Origin of the sequence: Shewanella septentrionalis, from assembly GCF_025370265.1 — a bacterium.
GTDB lineage: Bacteria > Pseudomonadota > Gammaproteobacteria > Enterobacterales > Shewanellaceae > Shewanella > Shewanella hafniensis.
The window spans coordinates 14,810-38,510 of sequence record NZ_JAMTCC010000035.1 but is presented as its reverse complement, the minus strand read 5'-3'; the positions used below and the strand labels follow the sequence as shown (position 1 = coordinate 38,510).

The 23,701-nt window shown below is 46.2% G+C and carries 24 protein-coding genes; 16 read left to right on the top strand and 8 right to left on the bottom strand.

Annotated elements, in window-relative coordinates:
* Window positions 1–6 precede the first annotated feature (6 nt).
* Window positions 7–549 (bottom strand): hydrolase, encoded by a 543-nt coding sequence (locus NE536_RS17810; RefSeq protein ID WP_261273518.1) that lies wholly within the window; start codon window positions 547–549, stop codon window positions 7–9.
* A gap of 343 nt (window positions 550–892) precedes the next feature.
* Between NE536_RS17810 and NE536_RS17805 the strand changes: the two genes are divergently transcribed.
* The 5 genes from NE536_RS17805 (at window position 893) to aroG (ending at window position 5,794) form a co-directional block, all read left to right on the top strand.
* A complete protein-coding gene (locus tag NE536_RS17805; RefSeq protein ID WP_006080143.1) occupies window positions 893–1,231 on the top strand; it encodes a P-II family nitrogen regulator in 339 nt (112 codons plus the stop codon).
* 10 nt (window positions 1,232–1,241) lie between these two features.
* Window positions 1,242–2,492: an ammonium transporter gene (locus tag NE536_RS17800; RefSeq protein WP_006080145.1), complete on the top strand. Its 1,251-nt coding sequence runs from the start codon at window positions 1,242–1,244 to the stop codon at window positions 2,490–2,492.
* A 214-nt stretch (window positions 2,493–2,706) separates the two neighbouring features.
* Window positions 2,707–3,045 (top strand): hypothetical protein, encoded by a 339-nt coding sequence (locus NE536_RS17795; RefSeq protein ID WP_012090222.1) that lies wholly within the window; start codon window positions 2,707–2,709, stop codon window positions 3,043–3,045.
* A 126-nt stretch (window positions 3,046–3,171) separates the two neighbouring features.
* Window positions 3,172–4,365, top strand: a complete 1,194-nt coding sequence (locus NE536_RS17790; protein WP_261273517.1) for a tetratricopeptide repeat protein — start codon at window positions 3,172–3,174, stop codon at window positions 4,363–4,365.
* A gap of 373 nt (window positions 4,366–4,738) precedes the next feature.
* Complete coding sequence (gene aroG / locus NE536_RS17785) at window positions 4,739–5,794, top strand: 3-deoxy-7-phosphoheptulonate synthase AroG (RefSeq protein WP_261273516.1); 1,056 nt, start codon at window positions 4,739–4,741, stop codon at window positions 5,792–5,794.
* A 103-nt stretch (window positions 5,795–5,897) separates the two neighbouring features.
* On the opposite strand, the gene NE536_RS17780 is transcribed toward aroG, so the two are convergent.
* Window positions 5,898–6,074 carry a hypothetical protein gene (locus NE536_RS17780; RefSeq protein ID WP_006080150.1) on the bottom strand — a complete coding sequence of 59 codons (177 nt, stop codon included), beginning with the start codon at window positions 6,072–6,074 and terminating at the stop codon, window positions 5,898–5,900.
* A gap of 482 nt (window positions 6,075–6,556) precedes the next feature.
* Between NE536_RS17780 and NE536_RS17775 the strand changes: the two genes are divergently transcribed.
* Together NE536_RS17775 and NE536_RS17770 are read left to right on the top strand one after the other, a co-directional pair.
* Complete coding sequence (locus tag NE536_RS17775; RefSeq protein WP_261273515.1) at window positions 6,557–8,353, top strand: ABCB family ABC transporter ATP-binding protein/permease; 1,797 nt, start codon at window positions 6,557–6,559, stop codon at window positions 8,351–8,353.
* Between the two features lie 80 nt (window positions 8,354–8,433).
* Complete coding sequence (locus NE536_RS17770) at window positions 8,434–8,694, top strand: hypothetical protein (protein WP_106651643.1); 261 nt, start codon at window positions 8,434–8,436, stop codon at window positions 8,692–8,694.
* Between the two features lie 149 nt (window positions 8,695–8,843).
* Here NE536_RS17770 and NE536_RS17765 read toward each other — a convergent pair whose 3' ends face one another.
* From NE536_RS17765 to NE536_RS17755, 3 genes are all read right to left on the bottom strand, one after another.
* Window positions 8,844–9,053: a hypothetical protein gene (locus NE536_RS17765; RefSeq protein WP_006084154.1), complete on the bottom strand. Its 210-nt coding sequence runs from the start codon at window positions 9,051–9,053 to the stop codon at window positions 8,844–8,846.
* 149 nt (window positions 9,054–9,202) lie between these two features.
* Window positions 9,203–10,693: an FMN-binding glutamate synthase family protein gene (locus tag NE536_RS17760; protein WP_261273514.1), complete on the bottom strand. Its 1,491-nt coding sequence runs from the start codon at window positions 10,691–10,693 to the stop codon at window positions 9,203–9,205.
* Between the two features lie 11 nt (window positions 10,694–10,704).
* The gene (locus NE536_RS17755) at window positions 10,705–11,322 is read right to left on the bottom strand and encodes a histidine phosphatase family protein (RefSeq protein WP_261273513.1); all 618 of its coding nucleotides are present in this window, start codon (window positions 11,320–11,322) and stop codon (window positions 10,705–10,707) included.
* Between the two features lie 226 nt (window positions 11,323–11,548).
* Here NE536_RS17755 and NE536_RS17750 point away from each other — a divergent pair, with 226 nt between their 5' ends.
* From NE536_RS17750 to NE536_RS17740, 3 genes are all read left to right on the top strand, one after another.
* The gene (locus NE536_RS17750; RefSeq protein WP_106651640.1) at window positions 11,549–12,166 is read left to right on the top strand and encodes a DUF5610 domain-containing protein; all 618 of its coding nucleotides are present in this window, start codon (window positions 11,549–11,551) and stop codon (window positions 12,164–12,166) included.
* 112 nt (window positions 12,167–12,278) lie between these two features.
* Window positions 12,279–13,028 carry a ferredoxin--NADP reductase gene (locus tag NE536_RS17745; protein ID WP_106651639.1) on the top strand — a complete coding sequence of 250 codons (750 nt, stop codon included), beginning with the start codon at window positions 12,279–12,281 and terminating at the stop codon, window positions 13,026–13,028.
* Between the two features lie 81 nt (window positions 13,029–13,109).
* Window positions 13,110–13,706, top strand: coding sequence for a glutathione S-transferase N-terminal domain-containing protein (locus tag NE536_RS17740; protein ID WP_261273512.1), 597 nt, complete (start codon window positions 13,110–13,112; stop codon window positions 13,704–13,706).
* A 14-nt stretch (window positions 13,707–13,720) separates the two neighbouring features.
* Here NE536_RS17740 and NE536_RS17735 read toward each other — a convergent pair whose 3' ends face one another.
* A complete protein-coding gene (locus tag NE536_RS17735; protein ID WP_107949209.1) occupies window positions 13,721–14,131 on the bottom strand; it encodes a hypothetical protein in 411 nt (136 codons plus the stop codon).
* Between the two features lie 219 nt (window positions 14,132–14,350).
* Between NE536_RS17735 and NE536_RS17730 the strand changes: the two genes are divergently transcribed.
* From NE536_RS17730 to NE536_RS17710, 5 genes are all read left to right on the top strand, one after another.
* A complete protein-coding gene (locus NE536_RS17730) occupies window positions 14,351–15,358 on the top strand; it encodes a Fe(3+) ABC transporter substrate-binding protein (protein ID WP_107949207.1) in 1,008 nt (335 codons plus the stop codon).
* A gap of 84 nt (window positions 15,359–15,442) precedes the next feature.
* Window positions 15,443–17,074 (top strand): ABC transporter permease, encoded by a 1,632-nt coding sequence (locus NE536_RS17725; protein ID WP_261273511.1) that lies wholly within the window; start codon window positions 15,443–15,445, stop codon window positions 17,072–17,074.
* Entirely contained in the window at window positions 17,074–18,123 is a 1,050-nt protein-coding gene (locus NE536_RS17720) for an ABC transporter ATP-binding protein (protein ID WP_261273510.1), read from the top strand. The genes NE536_RS17725 and NE536_RS17720 overlap by 1 nt, the downstream gene beginning before the upstream one ends.
* A gap of 176 nt (window positions 18,124–18,299) precedes the next feature.
* Window positions 18,300–20,012: a gamma-glutamyltransferase gene (ggt, locus tag NE536_RS17715; protein ID WP_261273509.1), complete on the top strand. Its 1,713-nt coding sequence runs from the start codon at window positions 18,300–18,302 to the stop codon at window positions 20,010–20,012.
* A 243-nt stretch (window positions 20,013–20,255) separates the two neighbouring features.
* On the top strand, window positions 20,256–21,191 hold the full coding sequence (locus NE536_RS17710; RefSeq protein WP_011845757.1) for a Dyp-type peroxidase: 936 nt from the start codon (window positions 20,256–20,258) through the stop codon (window positions 21,189–21,191).
* Window positions 21,192–21,263: 72 nt separating this feature from the next.
* On the opposite strand, the gene NE536_RS17705 is transcribed toward NE536_RS17710, so the two are convergent.
* Window positions 21,264–22,166, bottom strand: a complete 903-nt coding sequence (locus NE536_RS17705) for a LysR family transcriptional regulator (protein ID WP_261273508.1) — start codon at window positions 22,164–22,166, stop codon at window positions 21,264–21,266.
* 106 nt (window positions 22,167–22,272) lie between these two features.
* On the opposite strand from NE536_RS17705, the gene NE536_RS17700 reads away from it, so the two are divergent.
* Window positions 22,273–22,905, top strand: coding sequence for an NAD(P)-dependent oxidoreductase (locus NE536_RS17700; RefSeq protein ID WP_261273507.1), 633 nt, complete (start codon window positions 22,273–22,275; stop codon window positions 22,903–22,905).
* 139 nt (window positions 22,906–23,044) lie between these two features.
* Here the strand turns inward: NE536_RS17700 and argR are convergent, their stop codons facing one another.
* Window positions 23,045–23,515, bottom strand: a complete 471-nt coding sequence (gene argR / locus NE536_RS17695; protein ID WP_006080175.1) for a transcriptional regulator ArgR — start codon at window positions 23,513–23,515, stop codon at window positions 23,045–23,047.
* Window positions 23,516–23,701 lie beyond the last annotated feature (186 nt).

Here is a 23,701-nt window from a genome sequence, read left to right as displayed (position 1 = left end):
TTAAGACTATTTTATCAGTTTTAATAATGCCCTAAAGCGCTCGCCTTGGGCTTGATGTTGTAATTCAAATAATAGCGATTCCACGTTAGTTAATAAGGCGCCTCTGGCCGTCATCATCTGAATACCCAGTTGTTTATTATCGGCACTGCGTGACGAGACGCCATCTGCGACGAGATGCACCGAATATTGCTGTTCTATAAGGTCACAACAGGTTTGATAAACACACACATGGGTTTCAATGCCCGCCAGTATGACGTGTTTACGATTTGTCTTAGTGAGTGCCTGCGCAAACTCTTCACAGTGCCAACCGCTAAAATGTTGCTTGGCAATGGGGGAGCCGGTTTTCTCCAGCAAGGTTTGAAGCCCAGGACTGGTTGCTCCGAGCTTATCGGGTAGCTGTTCTAACCACAGTATGGGAATTTCAAATAATTGTGCACCTTGGATTAAGGTCTGTAGTTGTTGGTGCAGCTTGTCACTGTTATCCATGATTTGTGCAAGTTTTCCCTGCACATCGACGATAACGAGAACACATTCTTCGGGTTTTAACATCGGGCCTTCCTTCTGCGCTTGATGATTGTCTTAGTGATGATCTTCGCTTTTGTCTAAGAGCTTGTGCTGTGATGCTCAGATTTCATCTCGATTTACGCTTCCCCAGTAGACCCCAATTTAACCTTGTTACCAATAGGCCTAAGGTCGAATAGCTGTTGCACTTAAACTGCTCACTAAAAGAGTGCGTTGCACTTGTTTGTGCTCGATCATGGTGCATTTTTAACCTTTAAAAATAACCTTGTTTAGTTAAAGTGTAAAATAATCAGTAAGTTAAATTGTTGGCCTAATGATTGAATTACCTTTGATACAAGTTAATAACAATCGCGTTTTTTTGGAGGTCAGGATGAAACTAGTCAGCGCTATCATCAAGCCATTTAAGTTGGATGATGTCCGTGAAGCTATCGCCGGAATAGGTATTGAAGGCATGACGGTGACCGAAGTTAAAGGTTTTGGCCGTCAAAAAGGGCACACAGAGCTGTATCGTGGCGCCGAGTATCAGGTGGATTTTTTGCCAAAAGTAAAACTAGAAATTGCCACTAAGGCTGAAAATCTCGACATGTTGATTGAGGCCATTACCACTGCGGCCCATACGGGGAAAATTGGCGACGGTAAGATCTTCGTCGTCGACTTAGAACAAGCTATCCGTATCCGTACGGGTGAACTCGATACAGAAGCGCTATAAGGGGCTGACAATGGAAGAATTAACAAAATTAGGCGGCACAGTCACTGAACTACGCTTTGCACTCGATACTTTTTACTTTTTGATTTCTGGTGCGTTAGTTATGTGGATGGCGGCGGGATTCGCCATGTTAGAAGCGGGTTTAGTTCGCTCTAAAAACACCACTGAAATTTTAACTAAGAACGTTGTGTTGTACGCGATTGCCTGTGTGATGTATCTGCTGGTTGGCTACAACATCATGTATGTGGATAACACTGAAGGGGGTTGGTTGCCATCGATTGGTACCTTAATCGGTTCTCAATCATCAGATGCGAGCCATGCATTAGAATCTGACTTCTTCTTCCAAGTGGTGTTTGTGGCAACGGCGATGTCAATTGTCTCTGGCGCTGTGGCGGAACGGATGAAGTTATGGGCTTTCCTGTTCTTCTCTGTGGTGATGACAGCGGTTATCTATCCAGTAGAAGGGTATTGGACTTGGGGCCAAGGTTTTATCTCTAAACTGGGCTTTGTGGACTTTGCGGGTAGCGGTATTGTGCACATGACAGGTGCGACGGCGGCGATTGCGGGTGTGTTATTGCTCGGTGCGCGTAAGGGGAAATACGGCCCTAACGGTCAAGTGAATCCTATCCCTGGCTCTAATTTGCCGATGGCAACCTTAGGTATGTTTATTCTGTGGATGGGCTGGTTTGGCTTCAACGGTGGCTCGCAATTAATGGTGTCGGATGCGGCGAATGCGAGCTCAGTGGCAAAAGTGTTTGTTAATACCAATACTGCGGCGGCGTTCGGTGCTATCTCTGCGCTTATCGTGTGTAAGATGATTTGGGGTAAAGCGGATTTGACCATGATACTCAACGGTATTTTGGCGGGTTTAGTGGCGATTACTGCAGATCCTCTTTCACCTTCACTGTTAATGGCGGGTGTGATTGGCTTAGTTGCGGGCGGCGTGGTGGTGTTCTCGATTGTGGGCTTAGATCGCATTAAGATCGACGATCCAGTGGGCGCTATTTCAGTACATGGCGTGGCTGGCTTCCTTGGGCTAATGTGTGTGCCATTATCCAACGCAGATGCGACCATTACTGGGCAGTTGACCGGTGCTGCCTTCATCTTTACTTGGGTATTCTGTTCATCCTTTGTGGTTTGGTATGTGATTAAGAAAACCATGGGGATCCGTGTGACAGAGGAAGAAGAATACAATGGTATGGATGCGTCTGATTGCGGTATCGATGCCTATCCAGAGTTTGTTACTGTTAAAAATGCTGGCTAAGTAAACTGGCGAATTAATTGTGATTCAACTTGATGCCTAGCGTGGATCGAGGGATAGTAAAGCAGAGCTTAGGCTCTGCTTTTTTTATGGATCATCGCAATGGTTGAAGCTCAGGGAGTTTAAGGGTGAAGGTATAAGTCGGTTGCCGCGCATTACTGCTTCCTTGCAGCATTATTTACCTGCACCATTTACTGCACGAATAAAGGAGTGAACTATGAGCTTAAATGCCACAGCAGTCGGTCAATTTACGCGACTCAGTCTTATCGTCATTTCTGGCTTGATATCAGTCTCTGCCTTAGCAGGAGAAGTCATCGTTAATCGCTCGAGTGAGTCTGTCGATGCCTTTGCTGTGCGCGATCAAGTGCTCAAAGATTTTGAGTGGCAGGAGTCGCTGCGTCGTCAGCAGCAGATCCAAATTCTGCAGGCTTTACCTTTAGGTTGTATTACTGTGATGAAGCCCTATCGCTATTTCACCTGTGGGGAACATAACTATCGGCCATACCATTACCAGCAGCGCGAGTTATACATAGAGGTTGATCGACCTTCGCAGTAACTAACTTGCTAAATCACTTACAGTTATTTTTTAACGATACGATTGTCATTTTTTGTAACCATTTTATGTCGTCTTTTTCGCCATTTGTAATAAGCTCAAATAGGAGCTAATGGTGTGGGAGGACATATGTCGAAACTATTCCGAGCCGTATACCTGAGTGCCATCATGGGCACTGCACTCAGTCAGTTGTTTGCCTGTAGCTCGACGACCATCGAGCCTGATCCGTCTGATCTTGAGTCGCTACTTGCCGATTCACTGTTTTCCTCTGTCGCCGATATTCCTTCAGTTGCGGATATTTTTTATTTGCCGCCAGAGGTGGTGACAGACGTAAAGCGTAGCTATGATAAATACACTTTTTCCCACAATAACGCCATGTTAGCCAACGAATGGTTAGCCAGTTATATCAATGCCAGTCAAACCAATAGCGCTAAAATTGATTTTCGCTATCAAGATAACCTGACCCAAATTGCCCGTGAAACCTACGCCCAAAGGGCGGGGAATTGTATGTCCTTAGTGGTAATGACTTCTGCGCTGGCGGACATATTGAATGTGGGCGCTGAGTATCAAGATATCGCTATTGAACCCGTATGGGACAAGCAAGGGGATTTCTATTTAATCAATGGTCATGTGAACTTACGCTTACTTCCGCCCGAGAATTTGCATTCAGTCTATGTGTCATCTTCGGCAATCTTAGTGGACTTTATGCCTGAGCGCGCCCTACGAGGATATGGTAAGACCCGAGTGAATAAGCAGACCTTAATCAGCATGTTTTACAACAATATGGCGGCAGAATCTTTGGTGAATGGCGATTTAGACAGAGCCTATGCCCTTATAAAAGCGGGCTTAAACGTCGGCCAGTTTGTGCCCTCACTCAATACGCTCGCCATCATTTACCGGCATAAAGGGGATGAGAAACGGGCCGAACAGGTGTATCGCTATGCCCTTAAGTTTGAAGCGAAAAATTTAACCACGCTTTATAACTTAGCCTTGATTTTGGGGGATCAGGGGCGGCTTGATGAGTGGGCCGAAATCAATAAAGTGCTTGAATTAGCAAGGATACATAATCCCTATTATTACTATGATATGGCGCAGCAAGCCTTTGATGAGCATCAATACGACGAGGCTTTGGCTTGGTATCAAAGGGCGTTGGCTAAGGCCGATTATCGGCATGAATTCTTCTTCGGTTTATCAAAAACCTATTGGGCGCTGGGGGATGAAAAGCGTGCCAAACTGAATATGGAAAAAGCGCTGGCTTTGAGCCGCGATGATTCAGAGCGTCACCGTTATCAGAACAAGTTACAAGTCATGCTGCACCATTAGTATTGGCCTGCTCTAGCATCCAGTTCTCTTGCATAGAGAGCTGGATCAATTGCACTCATTCAAGCGTTTAGTCGTTAATACCTTAGCTGACAGGCATGGATAGCTCACTCGTACTTGCCGCAATCATTCCCCGCTTGCTTTTTATCCGCCATATTCGATTTTGTTCATTAAGGCTGTGAGTTAGCTGGCATATTTGAATTTTGATTTTTTTAAAATATATTAAAACAATAAGTTATATTTGATTTTTTGAAATGGAGACAACTTGGTTGCATTGGCGCTTGAGACTCGATAAATTGAACTCAGTATTGCAGTTGAGATCCCTTATCGCAGCGATAGAAATAGCCTAAAACACCAGAGTTGGAGCAGTAAAATTATGTATTACCAAAATGATGACGTTCGCATTAAAGAAGTAAAAGAGTTACTTCCTCCTATCGCGATTCTAGAACGATTTCCTGCTTCTGAAAAAGCCTCTGCGACTGTGTTTAATGCGCGAAATAGTATCCACAATATTCTGGCTAAAACTGATGATCGCCTATTAGTGGTGATTGGGCCTTGTTCTATCCACGATCCCAAAGCGGCGTTGGAATATGGTCAACGTCTGGTTGCGCTGCGTGAGCGTTATAAGGATCAACTCGAAATCGTGATGCGAGTGTATTTTGAAAAGCCAAGAACCACAGTGGGTTGGAAGGGGCTTATCAACGATCCTTACATGGATAACAGCTTTAAACTCAACGATGGTTTACGCACTGCGCGTAAGTTATTGGTGGATTTGAACGATAGCGGCATGCCAACCGCGGGCGAGTTTCTTGACATGATCACCCCACAATATATGGCAGATTTAATGTGCTGGGGAGCCATCGGCGCCCGTACTACTGAATCACAAGTGCACAGAGAGTTAGCCTCAGGTCTTTCTTGTCCAGTGGGCTTTAAAAATGGAACTGATGGCACCATCAAAGTTGCCATCGATGCGATAGGTGCTGCCAATGCACCGCACCATTTTTTATCTGTGACTAAATTAGGTCATTCGGCGATCGTTTCGACGAAAGGGAATTCTGATTGCCACATTATTTTACGTGGTGGTCGCGAGCCTAATTACAGTGCGCCGCATGTCGCTGAAATTAGCCAGCAGTTATTAAAAGCTAAACTTGCCGACAACATCATGATCGACTTTAGCCACGCCAATAGTAGTAAAGAGTATCAACGTCAGTTAGTGGTTGCCGAAGATGTGGCTGGCCAAGTGGCGACGGGCAATACTGCTATTTTTGGTGTTATGGTAGAAAGCCATTTAGTGGAAGGTCGTCAGGATTTAATTGAAGGTCAAGAGTTGTGTTATGGCCAGAGTATTACCGATGCGTGTATCGGTTGGGATGATACCGAGCGCCTGTTGGCCATTCTGAATCAGAGTATTATCGAACGCCGTCAGGTTTAATTGTCTGCTCGTGCGAACATAAACCGCAACGATACCTGAGTTAGTCGTTAACGATTGCGGGTAAAGTAAAAACAAAGGCGCTATCCCGGCGCCTTTGTTTTATCTATTTATTGCTTATTTCAACAATGTATTCATTTGCTTTGGCTAAGCTACCAAAGGCGGCAATAAGGTTGTCTCTACCTTTATCTTGTATCTCTGGATTGCCTGATTCGATCATCATCCACACCCAAGTTTGGATCAGTGGTAATGGCGGGTATTGAACTTTAGCGGAATCCAACATAAAGCTTCCTTTGATCTTATTTAATTTGTTTGTCTTAATGTTCTCGCTAGAGCTTGGGCGTATGAATAGCCAAATCTAGCGCGTAGAGGTTAACAAATTCTATCGATTTGTATAACCGCCTCCATGGCATTTTGGGCAAAACTGCTAAAATAATCAACAGCAGCAAGGTTGAGCTAAGCTTTTCCCATAGCAAACTTGTCTACATTTATACGGTGCTGGGCGCAAGCAAAACGCAAACTATGGGTATTTGTGCCTGCACAGAAATCAGTATAAATTCATTTATTGTGAATACGCCAGTGTAATGCGTAAGTATGATGTTTTGACTTTAAATGCAATCAAAATAGCAGCTGAGTATGTCGTGAATAAGTCTATTTGTCTGTCAGGAAAATCTGATTGATTTTATTCAGACTTTGCTAGTTTCGCTTAGCTTATGTTCGGTGTGAACTGTTACAATTGGCATAACTCATTCAAGGTTATGTCTTATGCGCCCAACGTTATATTTTGAAGGTCCAGTCGATAAATTAAACTGGCACGTCATGAAACTGCTTTGGCCTTACTTATTGGAATACAAAGGCCGTATTGCGCTGGCGATGTCATGCCTCATCATCGCTAAGCTGACCAGCGTGGCTCTACCTTTTATTCTGAAGCATTTGGTCGACACCTTAGATGCCGATAAAACCGCGCAAGCCCTCAGTGTGCCCGTAGGATTAGTGTTGGCCTATGGTGCGGTACGTTTACTAACGGCGATTACGGGGGAGATCCGCGATACCTTGTTTGGCCGCGTAACCGAGCGGGCGATCCGCCGTTTAGGCTTAGCAGTATTCGACCATTTACACCGACTTGACCTCGATTTTCATCTAGAGCGCAAAACCGGCGGCCTCTCCCGTGATATTGAACGCGGCACCAGCGGCGTGAGTTTCCTCATGCGTTTTATGGTGTTCAACATAGTGCCGACCTTGCTCGAAATTGTCATGGTGATTGGCATTTTCTTCTATAACTACGGCATTGCGTTTGCGGCAATCACTTTTGTTGCTGTGCTGGCTTATATTATTTTTTCTGTGGTCGCGACCGAATGGCGTACTGAGTATGTTCGTGATGCGGCCAAGGCTGACTCGTTATCGAATACCCGCGCCATCGACAGCTTGCTGAACTATGAAACGGTAAAGTATTTTAATAATGAAAAGTATGAGTCGCAGCGCTATGACCAAGCGCTTGAACAGTGGGAAGTCGCTAAACGTAAAAACCGCTTATCTTTGTTTGCGCTTAATGGCGGACAAGCTGTGATTATCGCTCTGGCGATGACAGCTATGATGGCGCTGGCGGCTTACAGAGTTACCTATGGCGATATGACCTTAGGTGATTTTGTGTTGATTAATGCGTTTATGATGCAGCTCTTTTTACCCCTTAACTTTTTAGGTTTCGTGTATCGCGAAATTCGCGGCGCCTTAGCCAATATTGAACGTATGTTTAGCCTGCTCGATAAACATCCCATGATAGTCGATTCACCCCAAGCACTCGATTTTCAGCCCACCAAGGGCGAGCTGGTATTTGAAAATGTGAATTTCAGCTACGACGAGCGGCAAATTTTGCGGGACGTGAGTTTTAAGGTTGCTGCGGGAAAAAAAGTGGCCGTAGTCGGTGATAGTGGTGCCGGTAAATCGACGCTGATTAAACTGCTATTTAGATTTTACGATGTGGACCAAGGCGCGATTAAAATCGATGGACAAGATATCCGTCATCTTACGCAAGATGCGTTGCGACGGGCCATCGCTATCGTGCCGCAAGATACAGTGCTGTTTAACGATTCATTAGTTGAGAACATACGTTATGGTCGCCCGGGCGCGACGGATGAAGAGGTGCGCAACGCGATTAAACTGGCGCACTTAGAGCAATTTATTGCATCGCTTGCCCTTGGTTGGGATACAAAGGTGGGTGAGCGCGGCTTAAAACTCTCTGGCGGAGAAAAACAGCGGGTTGCGATAGCCAGAGCCATTTTGAAGGGCTCACCCGTGTTGGTGTTTGATGAGGCGACATCCTCACTCGATAGCCGTTCCGAGCAAGCGATTTTATCGGCACTGCGGGAAGTCGCTAAAGGGCATACCAGCCTTGTGGTGGCTCACCGATTATCCACTATTGTCGATGCTGACCAAATCGTCGTCTTGAGCCAAGGTGAAATTGTTGAGCAAGGCAATCACCAAAATTTACTGTTAGCAAATGGTCTATATGCCAAATTATGGCGGATACAAAATGAGCAACAACATACTCCTCTGAGCAGTTAATAGCGCAATACAGTTCAGTCTTTATTCAGCTTTGGCTCTCTATACTCAAATGCCAACACATCAATCGGAAGAGATCTGGCATGGAAAATATTGCACTGAGAGTGAACATTGAAGGCAAAGAAGAAAAAGTCGCCACTGATTGGTTTGCCATCATGGCGACATTGAAAAAACGTGGTGTTGATTATGATTCGCTGCAACGTATTCATGCTGAATTGAATGCGGGTCTACTGGTGACGACTCGGTGTCTTACTTTGGCTAAGGTCAATCCAGAGATGGTACTTGCGGGCGTGATCCGCGATATGCATGTGCCGACAAGTGACTATATGATGAGCATGCGCTAAACATCATAGAAAATGCGTTAGAAAGTCAGCGTTTGATGAGAATGTGGGAGGGTAGTGGTGAGCAACTATTCTCGATGCTCAAGGAAGAGTCATTTTGCTCTAACGCTTTATATCTTGTTTAAGACCAGTTTAAGACCAATAGTGCCGAATTAAGCTACGCCATTCAGCTTGCCAGCTTTCCAACCTTCGCATAAAAGATTCAATTTAGGCGCTGACTCATCGATCAAGGTGAGTCGAATGATCTGTCCTTCACGAAAACACACAAGCTCGCCTTCGATCTCAGTCAGGCGATTACAGCTCTTACAGCTCGTGCTTACAGTTTTACTGGCGGGCAGTTGGCTTACGAAGCTAGATTTCAAAGTGTTTCCTTAAGTTCAATTGTGGGTAAGGTATTTGGATTACGCCTCACCTCACGGATCTTACCTCTTTTGTGATACGCATTCAAATATACCTTTTAAAACTCATGTAGACAAAAGTTGTACTGGTTAATCACCGCAAGGGTTTGCGGCTATTTATCCATGTGCGAATAGAATTTGTCGAGCGAGATAGATAAACCGCTATCGAGCACAATTCGTACATGTGAAGGCTTAAGTTGTCTTGGCTCTGTCACACCGCAAGAGTGCGCGATTAGCCCTAAGTCATGGTGTAAATTATGATTATAGTTAGCGACCCGCGTCGATTTATCCCTAGGATTTAGCCCTTGTTGTAGTTTTGGATTATGCGTAGTAATACCCGTTGGACAGGTATCTTTATTACATTGCAAGGCTTGAATACAGCCGAGGGCAAACATGTTGCCACGGGCCGATGCGATAAAGTCAGCACCTAATGCCAAAGCCCAAGCGACCCTAGATGGAACGATAAGTTTGCCTGAGGCAATGACTTTGATGCGTTTACGCAAGCCTCGTTGGATCAAGATATTGACTAGGATAGGTAAGCTTTCTTTCAGCGGTAATCCGACATAATCCATTAACGGTTGCGGCGCTGCGCCCGTGCCGCCATCGGCGCTGTCTAAGGTGAAAAAATCGGGGGCTGAGTCTTCGCCGCGGCGTTCAATTTCATTACATAAATCTTCCAGCCATTGTACATCGCCGAGTACGGCTTTTATGCCGGTAGGTTTACCTGTGACTTCACGAACTCGCTCGACCATATCCAAAATATCATTCACTGACTTAAATTCGATGTGGCCATTGGGGCTGATTGAGTCGTGCCCCTCTGGAATACCGCGAATATGGGCAATTTCAGCATTCACTTTAATACCGGGTAAAATGCCACCTTTGCCAGGTTTTGCGCCTTGGCTCATTTTGATTTCGAACATTTTGACTTCAGGATGAATCGCTATCGCTTTCAGTTTTTCATCATCTAAATGTCCTTGTTCATTTCGCACACCGTATTTGGCTGTTCCAATTTGAAAGACGAGATCGCAGCCACCTTTGAGATGATAAGGGCTCAAGCCGCCTTCACCCGTGTTAAGCCAGCAACCCGCTTGCGCTGCGCCATGGGAAAGGGCGGTGATGGCTGGGCGCGATAGGGCGCCAAAACTCATGGCTGAAATATGGCAAATGGCTTGAGTCGTATAAGGTTGACGACAGTGAGTGCCAATCGTCAGCGGATGAATAGGAGTGATATCTTCATCTTGGGTTGGGAAGGCGGTATTCATAAACATGATAGTACCAGCTGTATCCAAAGGACGAGTCGAACCAAAGGCTATGGTTCTATCGACATTTTTGGCGGCGCGGTACACCCAGCTGCGTTCAGCACGGTTGAAGGGGAGTTCTTCCCTGTCTTGGGCGAAAAAGTATTGTCTGAAAAACTCACCTTGTTTTTCGAACAGATATCGAAAGCGGCCAATCACGGGATAGTTATGCCTTACCGCTTGTTTGGTCTGCATTTTATCTGCGATATACATGTAAATAACTGCGAGTACTGCGAGTCCTATAACGATCAAAAATAGTCCTGAAAATAGATCGAGTCCCCACATAAACCAATTGAGTTCACTCATGTTATTTATCCTTATTCTTGTCCGTAGCGGGTGGAAATCAAGCTTGCGGGTTGGCCATCATTGAGAGAGAGTAAAAACAGCTGACTGTAGTCCTCTTCGCCGATTGCTTGGATCTCAGGTCCACCCAGGGCTTTGATGATCAATGGCACTGTGTTTGAATGACCAGCGATGAGCGTATTACCTTGTACCGCATGCACTTGTTCGACAATCTGCTGAATATGTTCTTCCATAGGCTTTGCTGCTTCGACTATCGTCACGGGCAAATGGCGAGCCTCGGCGATGGGCGTGAGTGTTTGCTGGGTTCGCAGGTATTGAGTCGCGATGAGTTGCGACAATGGCGTGCGGTTCAAGGCGGTGATCAGTGACGTTGCGCGCATTTCCCCCTTGGGCGATAACTGTGGGTCATTGGCTGGCGTGTCGGCTTTTTCGGCATGTCTGACTAAAATAATCAGCCTGTTTTCCGCATGGGCTTGGCTAATCGGTGCGAGGCTGAGGCAAGTTAAGATAATAAGACCAGTGAGCAAACTAAGGCGTTTTATATTGATGCCCATATAGTGCTCAGTAGTGCGCTTAAGCATTCGTGTAAACACGTGAAAGCGGAAATGACTCAAACTGCGGCCTACTGCCATCGTGTAACATCCTTTTCTATTAGCTTTTGTCTAAGCTCGACGATAATAATGATCTGCATGCGGGTTTATTGGCGCTTTATGCAATTTATACAGAATAAACCCACTCAATTTATACGGGCCTTATCATGGCCTTGTGGTCACGATGGTACTTCAATTCTAAAAATTACTAAAGCTGGTTGAATTTTGGTCGATAATAAAGTCGACCCGAATTGAATGGATAGTCATCATGGAAATCAATAAATCCCCTCAAGTGCAAAGTACCCCTTTGCCGCAGAAAAAATATGCTGAAAATACGGCGCCTAAGGGTACCGAAGTGAGTGATTCGAAGGATGTGAAAGTCACACTTAAACAAACGGCATATCAGACAAGTAAGTTATTAATGAATCAAGCAATTCTATCTGCGCAGCAGGAAGTGAATATCAAGTCTGGCGATCAGTCTATGACTTTACTCTATCGTGCCGCTATCGATGCGATAGACAAAGAGCTAGCGCCTACTATGGGCGAAAACGCGACTCAAACCGCTTACGATAATGGTGTTGATATGTCACCAGAGGCCACAGCCGATCGTATCGTGAGTTTTGCGACTAAATTCTTTGGGATTCATCAGCAGCAACATTCAGGTATGAGCTTAGATGAGCAGCTCGATAGTTTTATGGGGATTATTGGTGGTGCCATTGACAACGGTTTTAAAGAAGCGAAAGACATTCTGTCTGGCCTTAAAGTGTTGCAGGGGGATATTGCCGATGGTGTCGATAAAACCTATGGTTTAGTGCAAGAGGGACTACAGGCCTTTAGAGATAGTTTTAACAAGAAGACAGATGAGGCAAAATCGAGTGCCACTTAATGCTTTATTGTTTTCGGTTCTATCATCATAAGCCCCTTACATAAGGGGTTTTTGTTATGCGGAAAAAAGTCTATGCTGGAAGCCTATTTAACGTTTCGCTTGAGGGTAAGCTATGTGGACTAGGGGACAAGTTATAGAACGTATTGATTGGAGCGATAAGTTATTTTCATTGCGCATCGCCGCCGAGTTAGCCCCATTTATTGCTGGCCAGTTTATCAAGTTAAGTCAAATGCAAGATGATAAGCGTGTAGCCAGAGCATACTCCTTAGTCAATTCTCCCGATAAACCCTATGCCGAAGTGCTCGCAGTCGCGGTAGAGGACGGCCTGTTATCGCCGCAATTGCAAAACCTTGGCATAGGCGATGAAATTGAAATTACCTCAACCGCGACTGGTTTTATGACCTTAGCGGAAATTCCTAAGGGTGAACTCCAAGGCAAGCACTTATGGTTTTTGGCTACAGGTACTGCAGTAGGACCATTTTTGTCTATGCTCGATACCCATGAGCCTTGGGAGCGTTTCGAAAAAGTCGTACTTGTGTATGGCGTGCGCGAGGCGCAGGATTTGGCGTATCTTGATAAGCTGCGTGAGTTAGAACGCACATACCCAGCACAGTTTACATTAGTCTTGAGTGTGACCCGTGAACCCTTTGCCGATGCGTTGCAGTGTCGTATACCCGAGGGCCTGGTCTCGGGTGAGATTGAAAAAAAGGCAGGAGTAACTTTAAGCGCTGCTGATTCCCAAGTTATGATTTGTGGCAATCCCGGAATGATCAATGGCGCGCAAAGCGCCTTACTCGATAAGGGATTAGTGAAGAATTTACGTCGTGCTCCCGGACAAATTACCGTAGAGAAATATTGGTGATCCCATTTTATATGGGTGGGAGCAAGCCGTTTTCGCTCCTAAATAGCCATAGCGTTTAATGCAAATATAAGGAAATTTTTGATGAAGTTGTTAAGTTCTCAAGCTTCACCCTACGCCCGTTGTGTTAGAGCCTTAATCCAGTATTTAGGGATTAACAATATTGAAGAGCTGCTAGTCAATCCCTTTGAAAACAGCGCTGAATTACTCGATGCCAACCCGCTAGGACAGATCCCTTGTCTTATCACCAACGATGGCGTGGCACTGTTCGATAGCGAAGTGATTATGCGCTACCTAGATGCTGAGCTTGGCGATCGTAAGATGTTTGGCATCTCAAGTCATAACTGGGTGTTGGAGTGTCAATATTCTTTGATAAAAGGCTTAATCGATAGCGCGGTGAAATTACGCCAAGAGCAGATGCGTGAAGATGAAGGCGTGAGATCGGCTTTTTGGACGGCTCGCTTTGAACAAGCATTGCTGCGTGGTCTTATGCAGGTTGAACTGCAAACCGTCATCACCCAAACCACGATTCAGGCACCGCAATTAGCCTTGATTTGCTTGCTTGATTATGTGGACTTTAGACATCCAGAGTTAGATTGGCGCAAGGTTGCCCCTGCGACGGCACTTTGGTTTAGTGAGATGCGTAATCTCCCCGCGTTTATCCAAACCCGTCCCCAATAACTGGATGGAGATGCTCAGCCATCGGTTGCGCGTCTTCCCTTTGGTCTATCACGGCGGTTTTGTTCTCCAAAAGCGCCGAATAATTCCCGTGTAACCCCATATTCGACTCTACGGTCATTCCCTATTTGACGCCTATCTTCATGGTGTTGATAGCGACATTGGCACTGGGTCATAGTGCATTCTTCCATCGGGATTTCCGGTGCATCCTTTGATAAAAAACGTTTTCCAGACAGTGTTTCGGCCTGTTCACAGCAACTGCCGTCATTCACTATGCTTACACTGTGAAAATGATGATGCGGCTTAGTTCTATCCGCGTGTTGATTTACCGCTTTAGCATAGTGTCTATGCCGCTTGTGACCAGTATTGAGTTTAAATAGGCCAAATAGCGCTACTGCGACTATACCTAGTAGCAAAACAGTTAACATGACGCCTCCTGAAAGCATTTTAAGCAAATTAAGGTTTAGTTTAGTTTGATTTGAGATAATCACCAGTTTTGAATTTAAATTCATTAAAAACAAAAAGTTAAATGGACTATTGCTCTCTGCATATCCATCTATTACTCTTGCGCTACTGATAAGCATTATCATTAATGCGGCCATGTTCACACTCGCTGAACATATCATCACTTTGGGGAGAAATGAGTAATGAAATGGGTAACTTGCGCGGCTATTGTTGGGTTAATGTCGGTTGGGCATTCAGCGAATGCAGATGATAAATTAACCGTTTATTCTTATCGTCAAGCCTTCTTGGTGGAGCCTATCTTGACGCGTTTCACCGAAGAAACCGGCATAGGCGTTAATTTGGTCTTTGCAAAAGATGGTATTGCTGAGCGTCTCGCCCGTGAAGGTCGTTTATCCCCAGCAGATTTGGTGCTGACCTCTGATTTCTCGCGTCTAGTTGAATTAGTCGATAAAGATCTGACTTCACCAGTTAAAAATATCCAACTCGAAAGCAACATTCCTGCTCAGTATCGTGACCCCGATGGCCAGTGGTATGCCCTGACCATGCGAGTACGAAATCTCTATACGGCGAAAGACCGTTTAGGGCCGCAGCAAATCACCTATGAAGAACTCGCCGATCCTAAATACAAAGGCAAAATCTGTACCCGCAGCGGTAAGCATCCATACAACATAGCATTAGTGGCGTCTATGATTGCTCACCATGGTGAAGCTGAGGCTAAAACGTGGCTGACCGGCGTGAAGAGTAACTTAGCACGCAAGCCACAGGGTAACGACAGAGCCCAAGTGAAAGCGGTAAAAGAAGGTTTATGTGATATCGCCATAGGTAACAGCTATTACTACGGCAACATGATGCAAGACCCTGAGCAAAAAAGCTGGGCCGAGGCCGTCACGATTAACTTCCCGAACCAAGCCGATCGCGGTGCTCATGTGAACGTTTCTGGCATGGTGTTAACTCGTCATGCGCCTAATAAAGCCAATGCGATCAAATTGATGGAATTTCTATCCGCCGATGTGGCTCAAAAGGCCTATGCTGAAGTGAATATGGAATACCCAGTAAAAGCCGATGTGGCACCTTCAACCTTAGTGGCTTCATGGGGGGAGTTTAAGTCGGATCAATTGCCGATTTTTAAATTGGCTGAATATCACCAAGCGGCAGTTAAGTTATTAGATGAAGTGCAGTTTGATCTCTAGCATTTGACGTTAAGTATGAGTGACAAATTGCAGAACTAGGTTATCAGCGCCATTGATTGGCGCTGTAACTTTTTAAGGATTGACATGATTTTAGGATTAGCCAGAAGCTGGTCGCTTGCTGGTTATGCGGTGGCCACCCTGCTGGTGCTGCCACTGGTTGCGCTGATATTGCAGGCTTTGCGGCCTGACGAAGCTGTGTTTGGCCACTTGATGGCAACTGTCCTGCCAACTTATGTTATCAACAGCTTATTGCTGATCTTTTGGGTGAGTTTAGGCGCGTTATTACTCGCGTTACCCTGCGCTTGGTTGATGGCTCGCTGTGAATTTTTCGGCAGGCGCTACTTGCAATGGGCGCTATTACTGCCCCTCGCTATGCCGGGGTACATTGTTGCCTACGTGTATACCGATTTGCTCGATTATGCGGGGCCAGTACAGCGTAGCTTGAGATCGATTTTTGGTTGGAACTCATCGCAGGATTATTTCTTCCCCGATATTCGCACCTTAGGCGGCGCGGCGTGCATGTTGTCGCTAGTGCTATTCCCCTATATTTATCTATTGGCGCGTACCGCCTTTATGGAGCAATCCTTAAGCTTGGCCCATGCATCAAGGATCATGGGATGCTCGCCGTGGCAGAGTTTTTGGCGTTTATCTTTGCCCATGGCAAGGCCTGCACTCGCGGTTGGCGTAGCTTTGGTGGCGATGGAAACGGCCGCCGATTTTGCGACGGTTAACTATTTTGCCGTGCCAACCTTAACTACGGCCGTGTACGACACTTGGTTGGGCTATGGCAATCTGACTGCAGCCGCTAAGTTGTCGGCGATTATTTTGCTGGTGGTGTTTTGCTTGATTGGGCTTGAGCGTTTTGCCCGTCGTAAACAGCAGTTATTCCAAAAACAATCGCGCATCCAAGCCAGTGACTTGTATCGACTCTCGACAGCGCAAACCACAGTTGCACTGAGCTTTTGTGTCGCTCTGCTGTTATTAGCCTTTTTATTGCCCTTTGGCATTTTAATTTCCTATGCTATTGGTTACTTTGAACAAAGCTGGGATGGGCGCTTTTGGCAATTAAGTCTTAATAGTCTAAGCCTTGCGCTGATCACTAGCTTAATTTGTTGCTTAATCGCTTTGCTGCTCATGTTTGTACGCCGGATAAGCCCAAGGCCCAGTGATGTCTTGCCCTCACGTTTAGCCTCGACGGGTTATGCCTTGCCCGGCACTGTGCTCGCTATCGGCGTATTAGTGCCGCTCACTATGCTCGATTTTGCGATTAACGATCTGGCGGATTTACTTGGTTTAAATGGCCCTGGGCTTATTTTAACGGGCAGCGTAGTGGCATTGATTTTTGCCTTTTGTGTACGTTTTGTCGCGATAGCTATCGGCAGCGTTGAAAGCAGCTATAAACGCATCTCGCCATCGCTAGATATGGTGAGTCTGACTATGGGCCAAAGCCCAAGGCAGTTGCTGCAAAGAGTGCATTTACCTCTACTTGGCAAGGGATTGTTTGCTGGTGCATTATTAGTGTTTATCGAAAGCATGAAGGAACTGCCCGCGGCGTTATTGCTGCGGCCTATCGGTTTTGAAAACCTTGCAACTTATGTATTCCAGTTTGTATCCGATGAAAAACTCGAGCACGGCGCCTTAGCCGCGATTGTGATTGTGCTGGTGGGCTTAGTACCGCTGATTTATTTAAACCGTTCATTGGAGCACCACAGCTGATGACAAACACGCTCAAACTCATGCAAGTTCATAGCGATTATCAGGGCCAGCAAGTTTTAAAGGGGTTGAGTTTGGCCCTAGAACAAGGAGAGATTCTTGCTTTGTTAGGCCCCAGCGGTTGTGGCAAGACGACCTTATTGCGAGCAGTGGCGGGGTTACAGGCGATTAGCCAAGGTGAAATCCAGATAAATGGCCGTGTTGTAAGTGGCGACAGTCAGTTTGTGCCTAGCGAGCAGCGTGGTATCGGCATGATTTTCCAAGACTATGCGCTTTTTCCCCATTTAACTGTGGCGGAGAATATTCTTTTTGGCGTGGATAAATTGTCGGCCGGCGAGCGTCAGGCACGGTTGGATGACATGCTAACCTTAGTCAAACTCGAAGGCTTGGCTCAGCGTTATCCCCATGAGTTATCTGGCGGTCAACAGCAGCGCGTCTCGATTGCGCGGGCACTTGCCTATGAGCCGCAGTTATTACTGCTCGATGAGCCTTTTTCTAATATCGATGCCCAAGTGCGTTACGAGATGATGGCGGAGATTCGCAGTATCTTAAAACAGCGTAATGTGAGCGCGGTGTTTGTCACCCACAGTAAGGATGAAGCCTTTGTATTTGCAGATACTTTGGCGATTTTTAATCAAGGCATTATAGTGCAGCATGGTAGTGCTGAAGCCTTATACGCCGCGCCCAATAGCCGTTATGTGGCGGACTTTTTAGGTAGCGGTAATTACTTACCCGCCGCAGTGCTCGATGGACACAGAGTTGCCACTCCAATCGGCCACTTAACCAGCCTCACCCCATTAGGGTTGCCGAGCGAGTTCAGCGGTACGGTATTCTTGCGCCCGCAGCAATTGACGCTCAGCGCCGATGAGCAAGGTGTGGGCACGATCACAGAGCGACGTTTCTTAGGCGCTTTTTGTCATTATTGGGTCAAGATTGAAGCCGCCTCCCATGCTTATTATGTCGAAGTGCGAAGCCAAATGATGCAGCTCACTATCGGCCAAAAAGTCGGGGTTACGACAGAGCCGCACTCGCTGGTACTATTTGAATCTTAAGCATATTGATATTGTGTTGAGCCAATCTAAGCCGTCAGGTATTAATGCCACGGCGATAAGCTATCACCAACGAAAGTACGACATTTTTGCTTACGTTTAACTTGCGTCTATGCGGTATGGGGTGGTGATTTTTTCGACCATCCTTGTTACTTTGAACCTCCGGTTTTGGAGGAATTATGATAAAAACAATAAAATCAATTTGTAGCTTAGTGACAGTAGTGACGGCGATGTCGTCTTCAGGAGTGATGGCCATGGATAGGATCACGGGTAAAGCCTTTGCGACGCGCTCTGAAGTGTATGCCACCCATGGAATGGCGGCGACCAGCCAACCCCTCGCCACGCAAGTCGCTATCGACATACTCAAGCAGGGTGGTAGTGCCGTCGATGCGGCCATTGCCGCTAATGCCATGCTGGGTTTGGTCGAGCCAACGGGTTCAGGTGTTGGTGGCGATTTATTTGCCATCGTCTGGAGCGCGAAAGATAAACGCCTCTATGGCCTTAACGCTTCGGGTCGCAGTCCAAAATCCTTAAGTTTAGAAAAGCTCAAATCCCTCGGCTTAGATTATTTGCCGCCGCTTGGGCCTTTGCCCGTTTCTGTGCCCGGCGCAGTGGATGGTTGGTATGAACTGCATAATAAGTTCGGCAAATTAGCTATGGCCGATAATCTCGCGCCCGCAATCCACTATGCCCGTGATGGTTTTCCTGTCTCCGAATTGATTGCTTATTATCTTGAGGGTAGCGGTAAAAAACTCGCAAAATTCCCCGGTTTTAAAGAAACTTATATGCCTAATGGCAAGATGCCAGCGGTGGGCGAAATCTTTAAAAACCTAGCGCTTGCTAATACCTATGAGAAAATTGCCAAAGGTGGCCGCGATGCTTTTTATAAAGGCGATATTGCCAAAAGTATCGATAAGTACATGAAATCCCAAGGTGGTTATTTAAGTTATGATGACTTAGCGACCCATACTAGCGACTGGATAGATCCGGTTTCGGTGAACTACCGTGGTTACGATGTATGGGAACTGCCGCCCAATGGTCAAGGCATTGCGGCGCTACAAATCTTAAAAACCATGGAACCCTTTAATGTGGCTGCGATGGGCTTTAATAGCCCCGAATATGTGCATTTATTTGTCGAAGCCAAAAAACTCGCCTTTGCCGACAGAGCTAAGTTTTATGCCGACATGGCCTTTAATAAAGTGCCAGTTAACGAGTTGATTTCGCAGCAATACAATTATGATCGCGCTAAGTTAATCGATCCCAATAAAGCGGCCAAGAGTGTTGATGCGGGTAATCCTGCGTTGCAACATGGCGATACTGTGTACCTGACCACCGCCGATAAAGACGGCAACATGGTGTCACTCATTCAAAGTAACTACCGTGGTATGGGGTCGGGCATGACACCGCCGGATCTCGGTTTTGTGCTGCAAGACCGTGGGCAAATGTTTGATTTAACGGAAGGGCGTTTTAATACCTACGCACCGGGCAAGCGTCCATTTCATACCATCATTCCCGCTTTTGTGACCAAAGACGGTAAACCTTGGCTCAGCTTTGGGGTGATGGGCGGCGCGACTCAACCACAAATGCATGCACAGATTCTAATGAACCTGATTGATTTTAAAATGAACTTGCAAGAAGCGGGCGATGCCCCCAGAATTTTGCATATGGGTTCAACCGAGCCCACCGGCGAAGTGATGAATGATGGCGGCTATGTCAGTCTGGAATCGGGCTTCCCTGTGGAAACACGCCGTGAGCTTATCAAGAAAGGTCATGTGCTGCGTGATGGACTTGGGGATTTTGGCGGCTATCAAGCTATTGGATTTAATGCTGAAACGGGCGTGTATCGTGGCGCTTCTGAGAGCCGTAAAGATGGTCATGCCGCCGGTTATTAACTTCAGCGTCACGCTAAGGTAAGCTTGAGGTAGAGTAAGCTTTGCTGCTCTAATTCGATTAAACTGAATGACGAGACTTTCCAGTCTCGTCATTTTTACATTAGGGATCTTGGGCGTGATATTGCTACCTAATGAGCATTATCATGATAAACCAGAACAAACTGTGCGTTAGTTAATGTCATTTTCAGGTAAAGTTGCGGATAATATTGCCGAAAATGAATTTAGAAAAAGGGTGATAACCAAATGGATATTCAAAATATGCCGCGTGAACAGTTGGGTGTGTGTGCCGAGGGGAACTTACACAGTGTCTATTTGATGTTTAATGCCAATGACAATGTAGAGTCACAATTACGTCCCTGTCTTGCCAACGTTGCGCAGTATATTTATGAGCTGACAGATCAGTATTCTGACAGTGCATTCAATGGTTTTGTAGGGATTGGCGCTAACTATTGGGATAGTCTCTATCCTAATGCGCGTCCTGAAATGCTTAAGCCTTTCCCTGCGATGCAAGTCGGCAGCCGTGAAGCGCCGGCCATTGAATATGATTTGTTCGTGCATATCCGCTGCGACCGTTACGATATTCTGCATTTAGTCGCCAATGAAATCAGCCAAATGTTTGAAGACTTAGTGGAATTAGTCGATGAAGAACGGGGTTTTAGATTTATGGATAGCCGCGATTTAACCGGCTTTGTCGATGGCACCGAAAACCCTAAGGGGCGTCACCGTCAAGAAGTCGCTCTGGTTGGCGATGAAGATCCTGAGTTTAGGGGCGGCAGCTATATTCACGTGCAAAAGTATGCCCATAACTTGAGTAAATGGCATAGATTGCCGGTTAAAAAACAAGAAGATATTATCGGTCGCACTAAGCAAGATAATATCGAGTATGAGTCAGAGGATAAGCCACTGACCAGCCATATCAAGCGGGTGAATCTTAAAGATGCGAATGGTCAGTCGATGGAGATCCTGCGCCAGAGCATGCCCTATGGTTCGCTGAAGGAGCAGGGATTGATGTTTATCTCTAACTGCCGTACGCCGGAGCATTTTGAAAAAATGCTGCATAGCATGATGTTTGGTGATGGCGAAGGTAACCATGATCACTTGATGCATTTTACCAAGGCGATGACAGGCTCATCCTTCTTTGCCCCCGCATTGGATTTTATGTTGCAATTCGACGAATAAGCGTTCGATATCTGCCCAGATTCAGCATCAATTAACACGCACTTATGCTAACGCCTAAGTGCGTTTTTTATGCTAATGCGCAGGGAGCCATTTTTTGATATCGAGTTGCCATTGCTGGGCAGTGAAATCGATAAAGGCGCGCACCAGATTTTGCTGATAACTGCGGGACAAGTACACTGCCCACAGGGTTTGGCCTGGCGTCGTAAAGTTGGGTAACACTTCTTTGAGCTGGCCACTGGCAAGGTATTGATTGGCTAAGTCGCAGGGCAAACGCACTATGCCATGTCCCCGCAGCGCCGCACTCACCAATACGCCCATATCGTTGGCTTTAAGATTACCTGTGACTTTTACATGCTCGGCTTGCAGCTCTTTCAGGAAAGGCCAATTTTGTTGCGCCGAGTGTATCAGGCAGTTGTGAGCCAGTAGATCGATGGGCTCGACAAGTGGTGTGTTGCTATCAAGGTAGCTTGGCGCAGCGCAGATCACGGCATCTATGGTCATTAAACGCCGCGCAATCAAATTCTCATCGGGCTGCTCGGTATAGCGCAGTGCCACATCGACTCGCTCATCTACCAATTGGGCAAAACTGTCTGACATCACCAGCTGAATGCTGACTTTAGGGTGAATTTTAATAAAGCGGTCGACGACATCGAACAGGCTGTGCTGCCCAAGGCCAATCGGTGTGGCGATACGAATACTGCCCACCAGTTCACTGTTATGGCTGTGGGCGCGGCTTTCCATGTCGGCGACTTCACTTAAGATCCGCTGGCAAAATTGCAGCGCTTCTTCGCCTTGCAAGGTCAGGCTGACGCTGCGGGTGGTACGGTGTAGTAAGCGTAAACTCAACCACTGCTCCACTTCTTGAATATGGCGGGACACCTGCAGGCGGCTGAGGTCTAAATGCTCGGCAGCTTTGGTAAAGCTGCCACAGTTTGCCACTTCGACGAAACTGCGTATTGCGGCAATTTTATCCATATTAGTACCTCAAACTGAAACAATCATGCTCATTTATTGATGTTTATCACGTGAACCACTGCAAGTAAACTGGCTTCAATGTAAATCATCAGAGAGAGTTAACGAAATGAAAATCGCAATTTTAGGTGCAACAGGTTGGATTGGTGGTGCAATTTTAAAAGAAGCATTGAGCCGTGGGCACCAAGTAACAGCGCTAGTGCGTGATCCGAGCAAGTTATCTGTTACTGACGTGGTTGTGCATGCTGTGGATTTAGAGCAGCCATTAGTTGCGCAAACCTTTGCTGGCGTAGATGTTGTTATTGCCTCTGTTGGTGGCCGCGCACAACAAAATCATGGCCTAGTGGCGAGTACGGTTCAGCATTTACTGGATGTGCTGCCTAACGCTAAGGTGCCACGTTTATTGTGGGTTGGTGGCGCAGGGAGCTTAGAAGTGGCACCGGGTGTGACTCTGGTTTCTAGCCCAGATTTCCCCGCTGCATATAAAGATGAGGCGTTAGCTCAGGGTGAAGCTTTGCAGGTATTCCGTGCGGCGCAAACGGCAATCAATTGGACTTTTGTGAGCCCAGCCGCTGAGATTTATCCTGGCGAGAGTGAAGGCCCATATCGTCTTGGTGGCGACAGCTTCTTTACCGATGCCAATGGTCGCAGCCGCATTTCTGTTACAGATTACGCTAAAGCCATGTTAGACGAAGCCGAACAGGGCACTCACGCAAATCAGCGCATCAGTGTGGCTTACTGACCTTAGCGTATAAAATCGGTTCGCAAGAGATTGGCTTAAATGTGTAACGTAATCGGGACAATGGCCAAATAACCAGCGCGGTATTGCACTTCAAAATGTATTGATAAAATAGAACAGGTCAGCTCACTGACCTGTTTTTTTATTCTGCATAATTGAATAAAGATTTGATGGTTTCTAAGGTATCGGCGATATCTTGGATGCTCGATGGACAAATAAAGATAGTGTCATCACCGGCAATTGTGCCCAAAATGCCTTCTGGTTTACCGATAGAATCCAATAAACGGGCAATCAGCTGCGCGGCACCTGGGCTAGTTCGCACGACGATCATAGCTTGGTTGTGATCGACGTCGAGTACCAAATTCTTCAGTGGGCTACCCGCGGTGGGTACGCCTAATTCGGCTGGTAAGCAATACACCATCTCTTGCTTAGCGTTGCGAGTCCGCACTGCGCCGAACTTGCTGAGCATGCGTGACACTTTTGATTGGTTAATATTACCAAAGCCTTCAGCTTGCAAGGCGGTGACGATTTCACTCTGAGAGCCAAAGCGCTCTTCTTTTAAAATCGACTTAAAAATTCTAACAAGGTCATCCTGATTCTTGGTCGTTTGCATAATATTATTATTCGTTATTCAAAAAAACAGGCCCATTTTGAATATTTTTAGAAAAATTGTCAACAAATAACCAGATTGGTTGAATAAAAATTCACTAAGCCCCAGTGGTTAAGCGTTTGCTGGGGGCGTAAAAATCCCAATTTGAGTAATTGTTCTACATTGCTTCTGCGTTATTCCGGAATTCTT

Excerpts from the sequence above, each read along its gene's own strand:
- ggt (WP_261273509.1), top strand. The coding sequence starts at position 18,300 with ATGATAAAAACAATAAAATCAATTTGTAGCTTAGTGACAGTAGTGACG.
- NE536_RS17730 (WP_107949207.1), top strand. The coding sequence starts at position 14,351 with ATGAAATGGGTAACTTGCGCGGCTATTGTTGGGTTAATGTCGGTTGGG.
- NE536_RS17725 (WP_261273511.1), top strand. The coding sequence starts at position 15,443 with ATGATTTTAGGATTAGCCAGAAGCTGGTCGCTTGCTGGTTATGCGGTG.
- NE536_RS17745 (WP_106651639.1), top strand. The coding sequence starts at position 12,279 with ATGTGGACTAGGGGACAAGTTATAGAACGTATTGATTGGAGCGATAAG.
- NE536_RS17710 (WP_011845757.1), top strand. The coding sequence starts at position 20,256 with ATGGATATTCAAAATATGCCGCGTGAACAGTTGGGTGTGTGTGCCGAG.
- NE536_RS17805 (WP_006080143.1), top strand. The coding sequence starts at position 893 with ATGAAACTAGTCAGCGCTATCATCAAGCCATTTAAGTTGGATGATGTC.
- NE536_RS17720 (WP_261273510.1), top strand. The coding sequence starts at position 17,074 with ATGACAAACACGCTCAAACTCATGCAAGTTCATAGCGATTATCAGGGC.
- NE536_RS17790 (WP_261273517.1), top strand. The coding sequence starts at position 3,172 with ATGTCGAAACTATTCCGAGCCGTATACCTGAGTGCCATCATGGGCACT.
- NE536_RS17760 (WP_261273514.1), bottom strand. The coding sequence starts at position 10,693 with ATGAGTGAACTCAATTGGTTTATGTGGGGACTCGATCTATTTTCAGGA.
- NE536_RS17800 (WP_006080145.1), top strand. The coding sequence starts at position 1,242 with ATGGAAGAATTAACAAAATTAGGCGGCACAGTCACTGAACTACGCTTT.
- NE536_RS17780 (WP_006080150.1), bottom strand. The coding sequence starts at position 6,074 with ATGTTGGATTCCGCTAAAGTTCAATACCCGCCATTACCACTGATCCAA.
- NE536_RS17755 (WP_261273513.1), bottom strand. The coding sequence starts at position 11,322 with ATGGCAGTAGGCCGCAGTTTGAGTCATTTCCGCTTTCACGTGTTTACA.
- NE536_RS17740 (WP_261273512.1), top strand. The coding sequence starts at position 13,110 with ATGAAGTTGTTAAGTTCTCAAGCTTCACCCTACGCCCGTTGTGTTAGA.
- NE536_RS17750 (WP_106651640.1), top strand. The coding sequence starts at position 11,549 with ATGGAAATCAATAAATCCCCTCAAGTGCAAAGTACCCCTTTGCCGCAG.
- NE536_RS17705 (WP_261273508.1), bottom strand. The coding sequence starts at position 22,166 with ATGGATAAAATTGCCGCAATACGCAGTTTCGTCGAAGTGGCAAACTGT.
- aroG (WP_261273516.1), top strand. The coding sequence starts at position 4,739 with ATGTATTACCAAAATGATGACGTTCGCATTAAAGAAGTAAAAGAGTTA.
- NE536_RS17775 (WP_261273515.1), top strand. The coding sequence starts at position 6,557 with ATGCGCCCAACGTTATATTTTGAAGGTCCAGTCGATAAATTAAACTGG.
- NE536_RS17810 (WP_261273518.1), bottom strand. The coding sequence starts at position 549 with ATGTTAAAACCCGAAGAATGTGTTCTCGTTATCGTCGATGTGCAGGGA.
- NE536_RS17735 (WP_107949209.1), bottom strand. The coding sequence starts at position 14,131 with ATGTTAACTGTTTTGCTACTAGGTATAGTCGCAGTAGCGCTATTTGGC.
- NE536_RS17795 (WP_012090222.1), top strand. The coding sequence starts at position 2,707 with ATGAGCTTAAATGCCACAGCAGTCGGTCAATTTACGCGACTCAGTCTT.
- NE536_RS17770 (WP_106651643.1), top strand. The coding sequence starts at position 8,434 with ATGGAAAATATTGCACTGAGAGTGAACATTGAAGGCAAAGAAGAAAAA.
- NE536_RS17700 (WP_261273507.1), top strand. The coding sequence starts at position 22,273 with ATGAAAATCGCAATTTTAGGTGCAACAGGTTGGATTGGTGGTGCAATT.
- argR (WP_006080175.1), bottom strand. The coding sequence starts at position 23,515 with ATGCAAACGACCAAGAATCAGGATGACCTTGTTAGAATTTTTAAGTCG.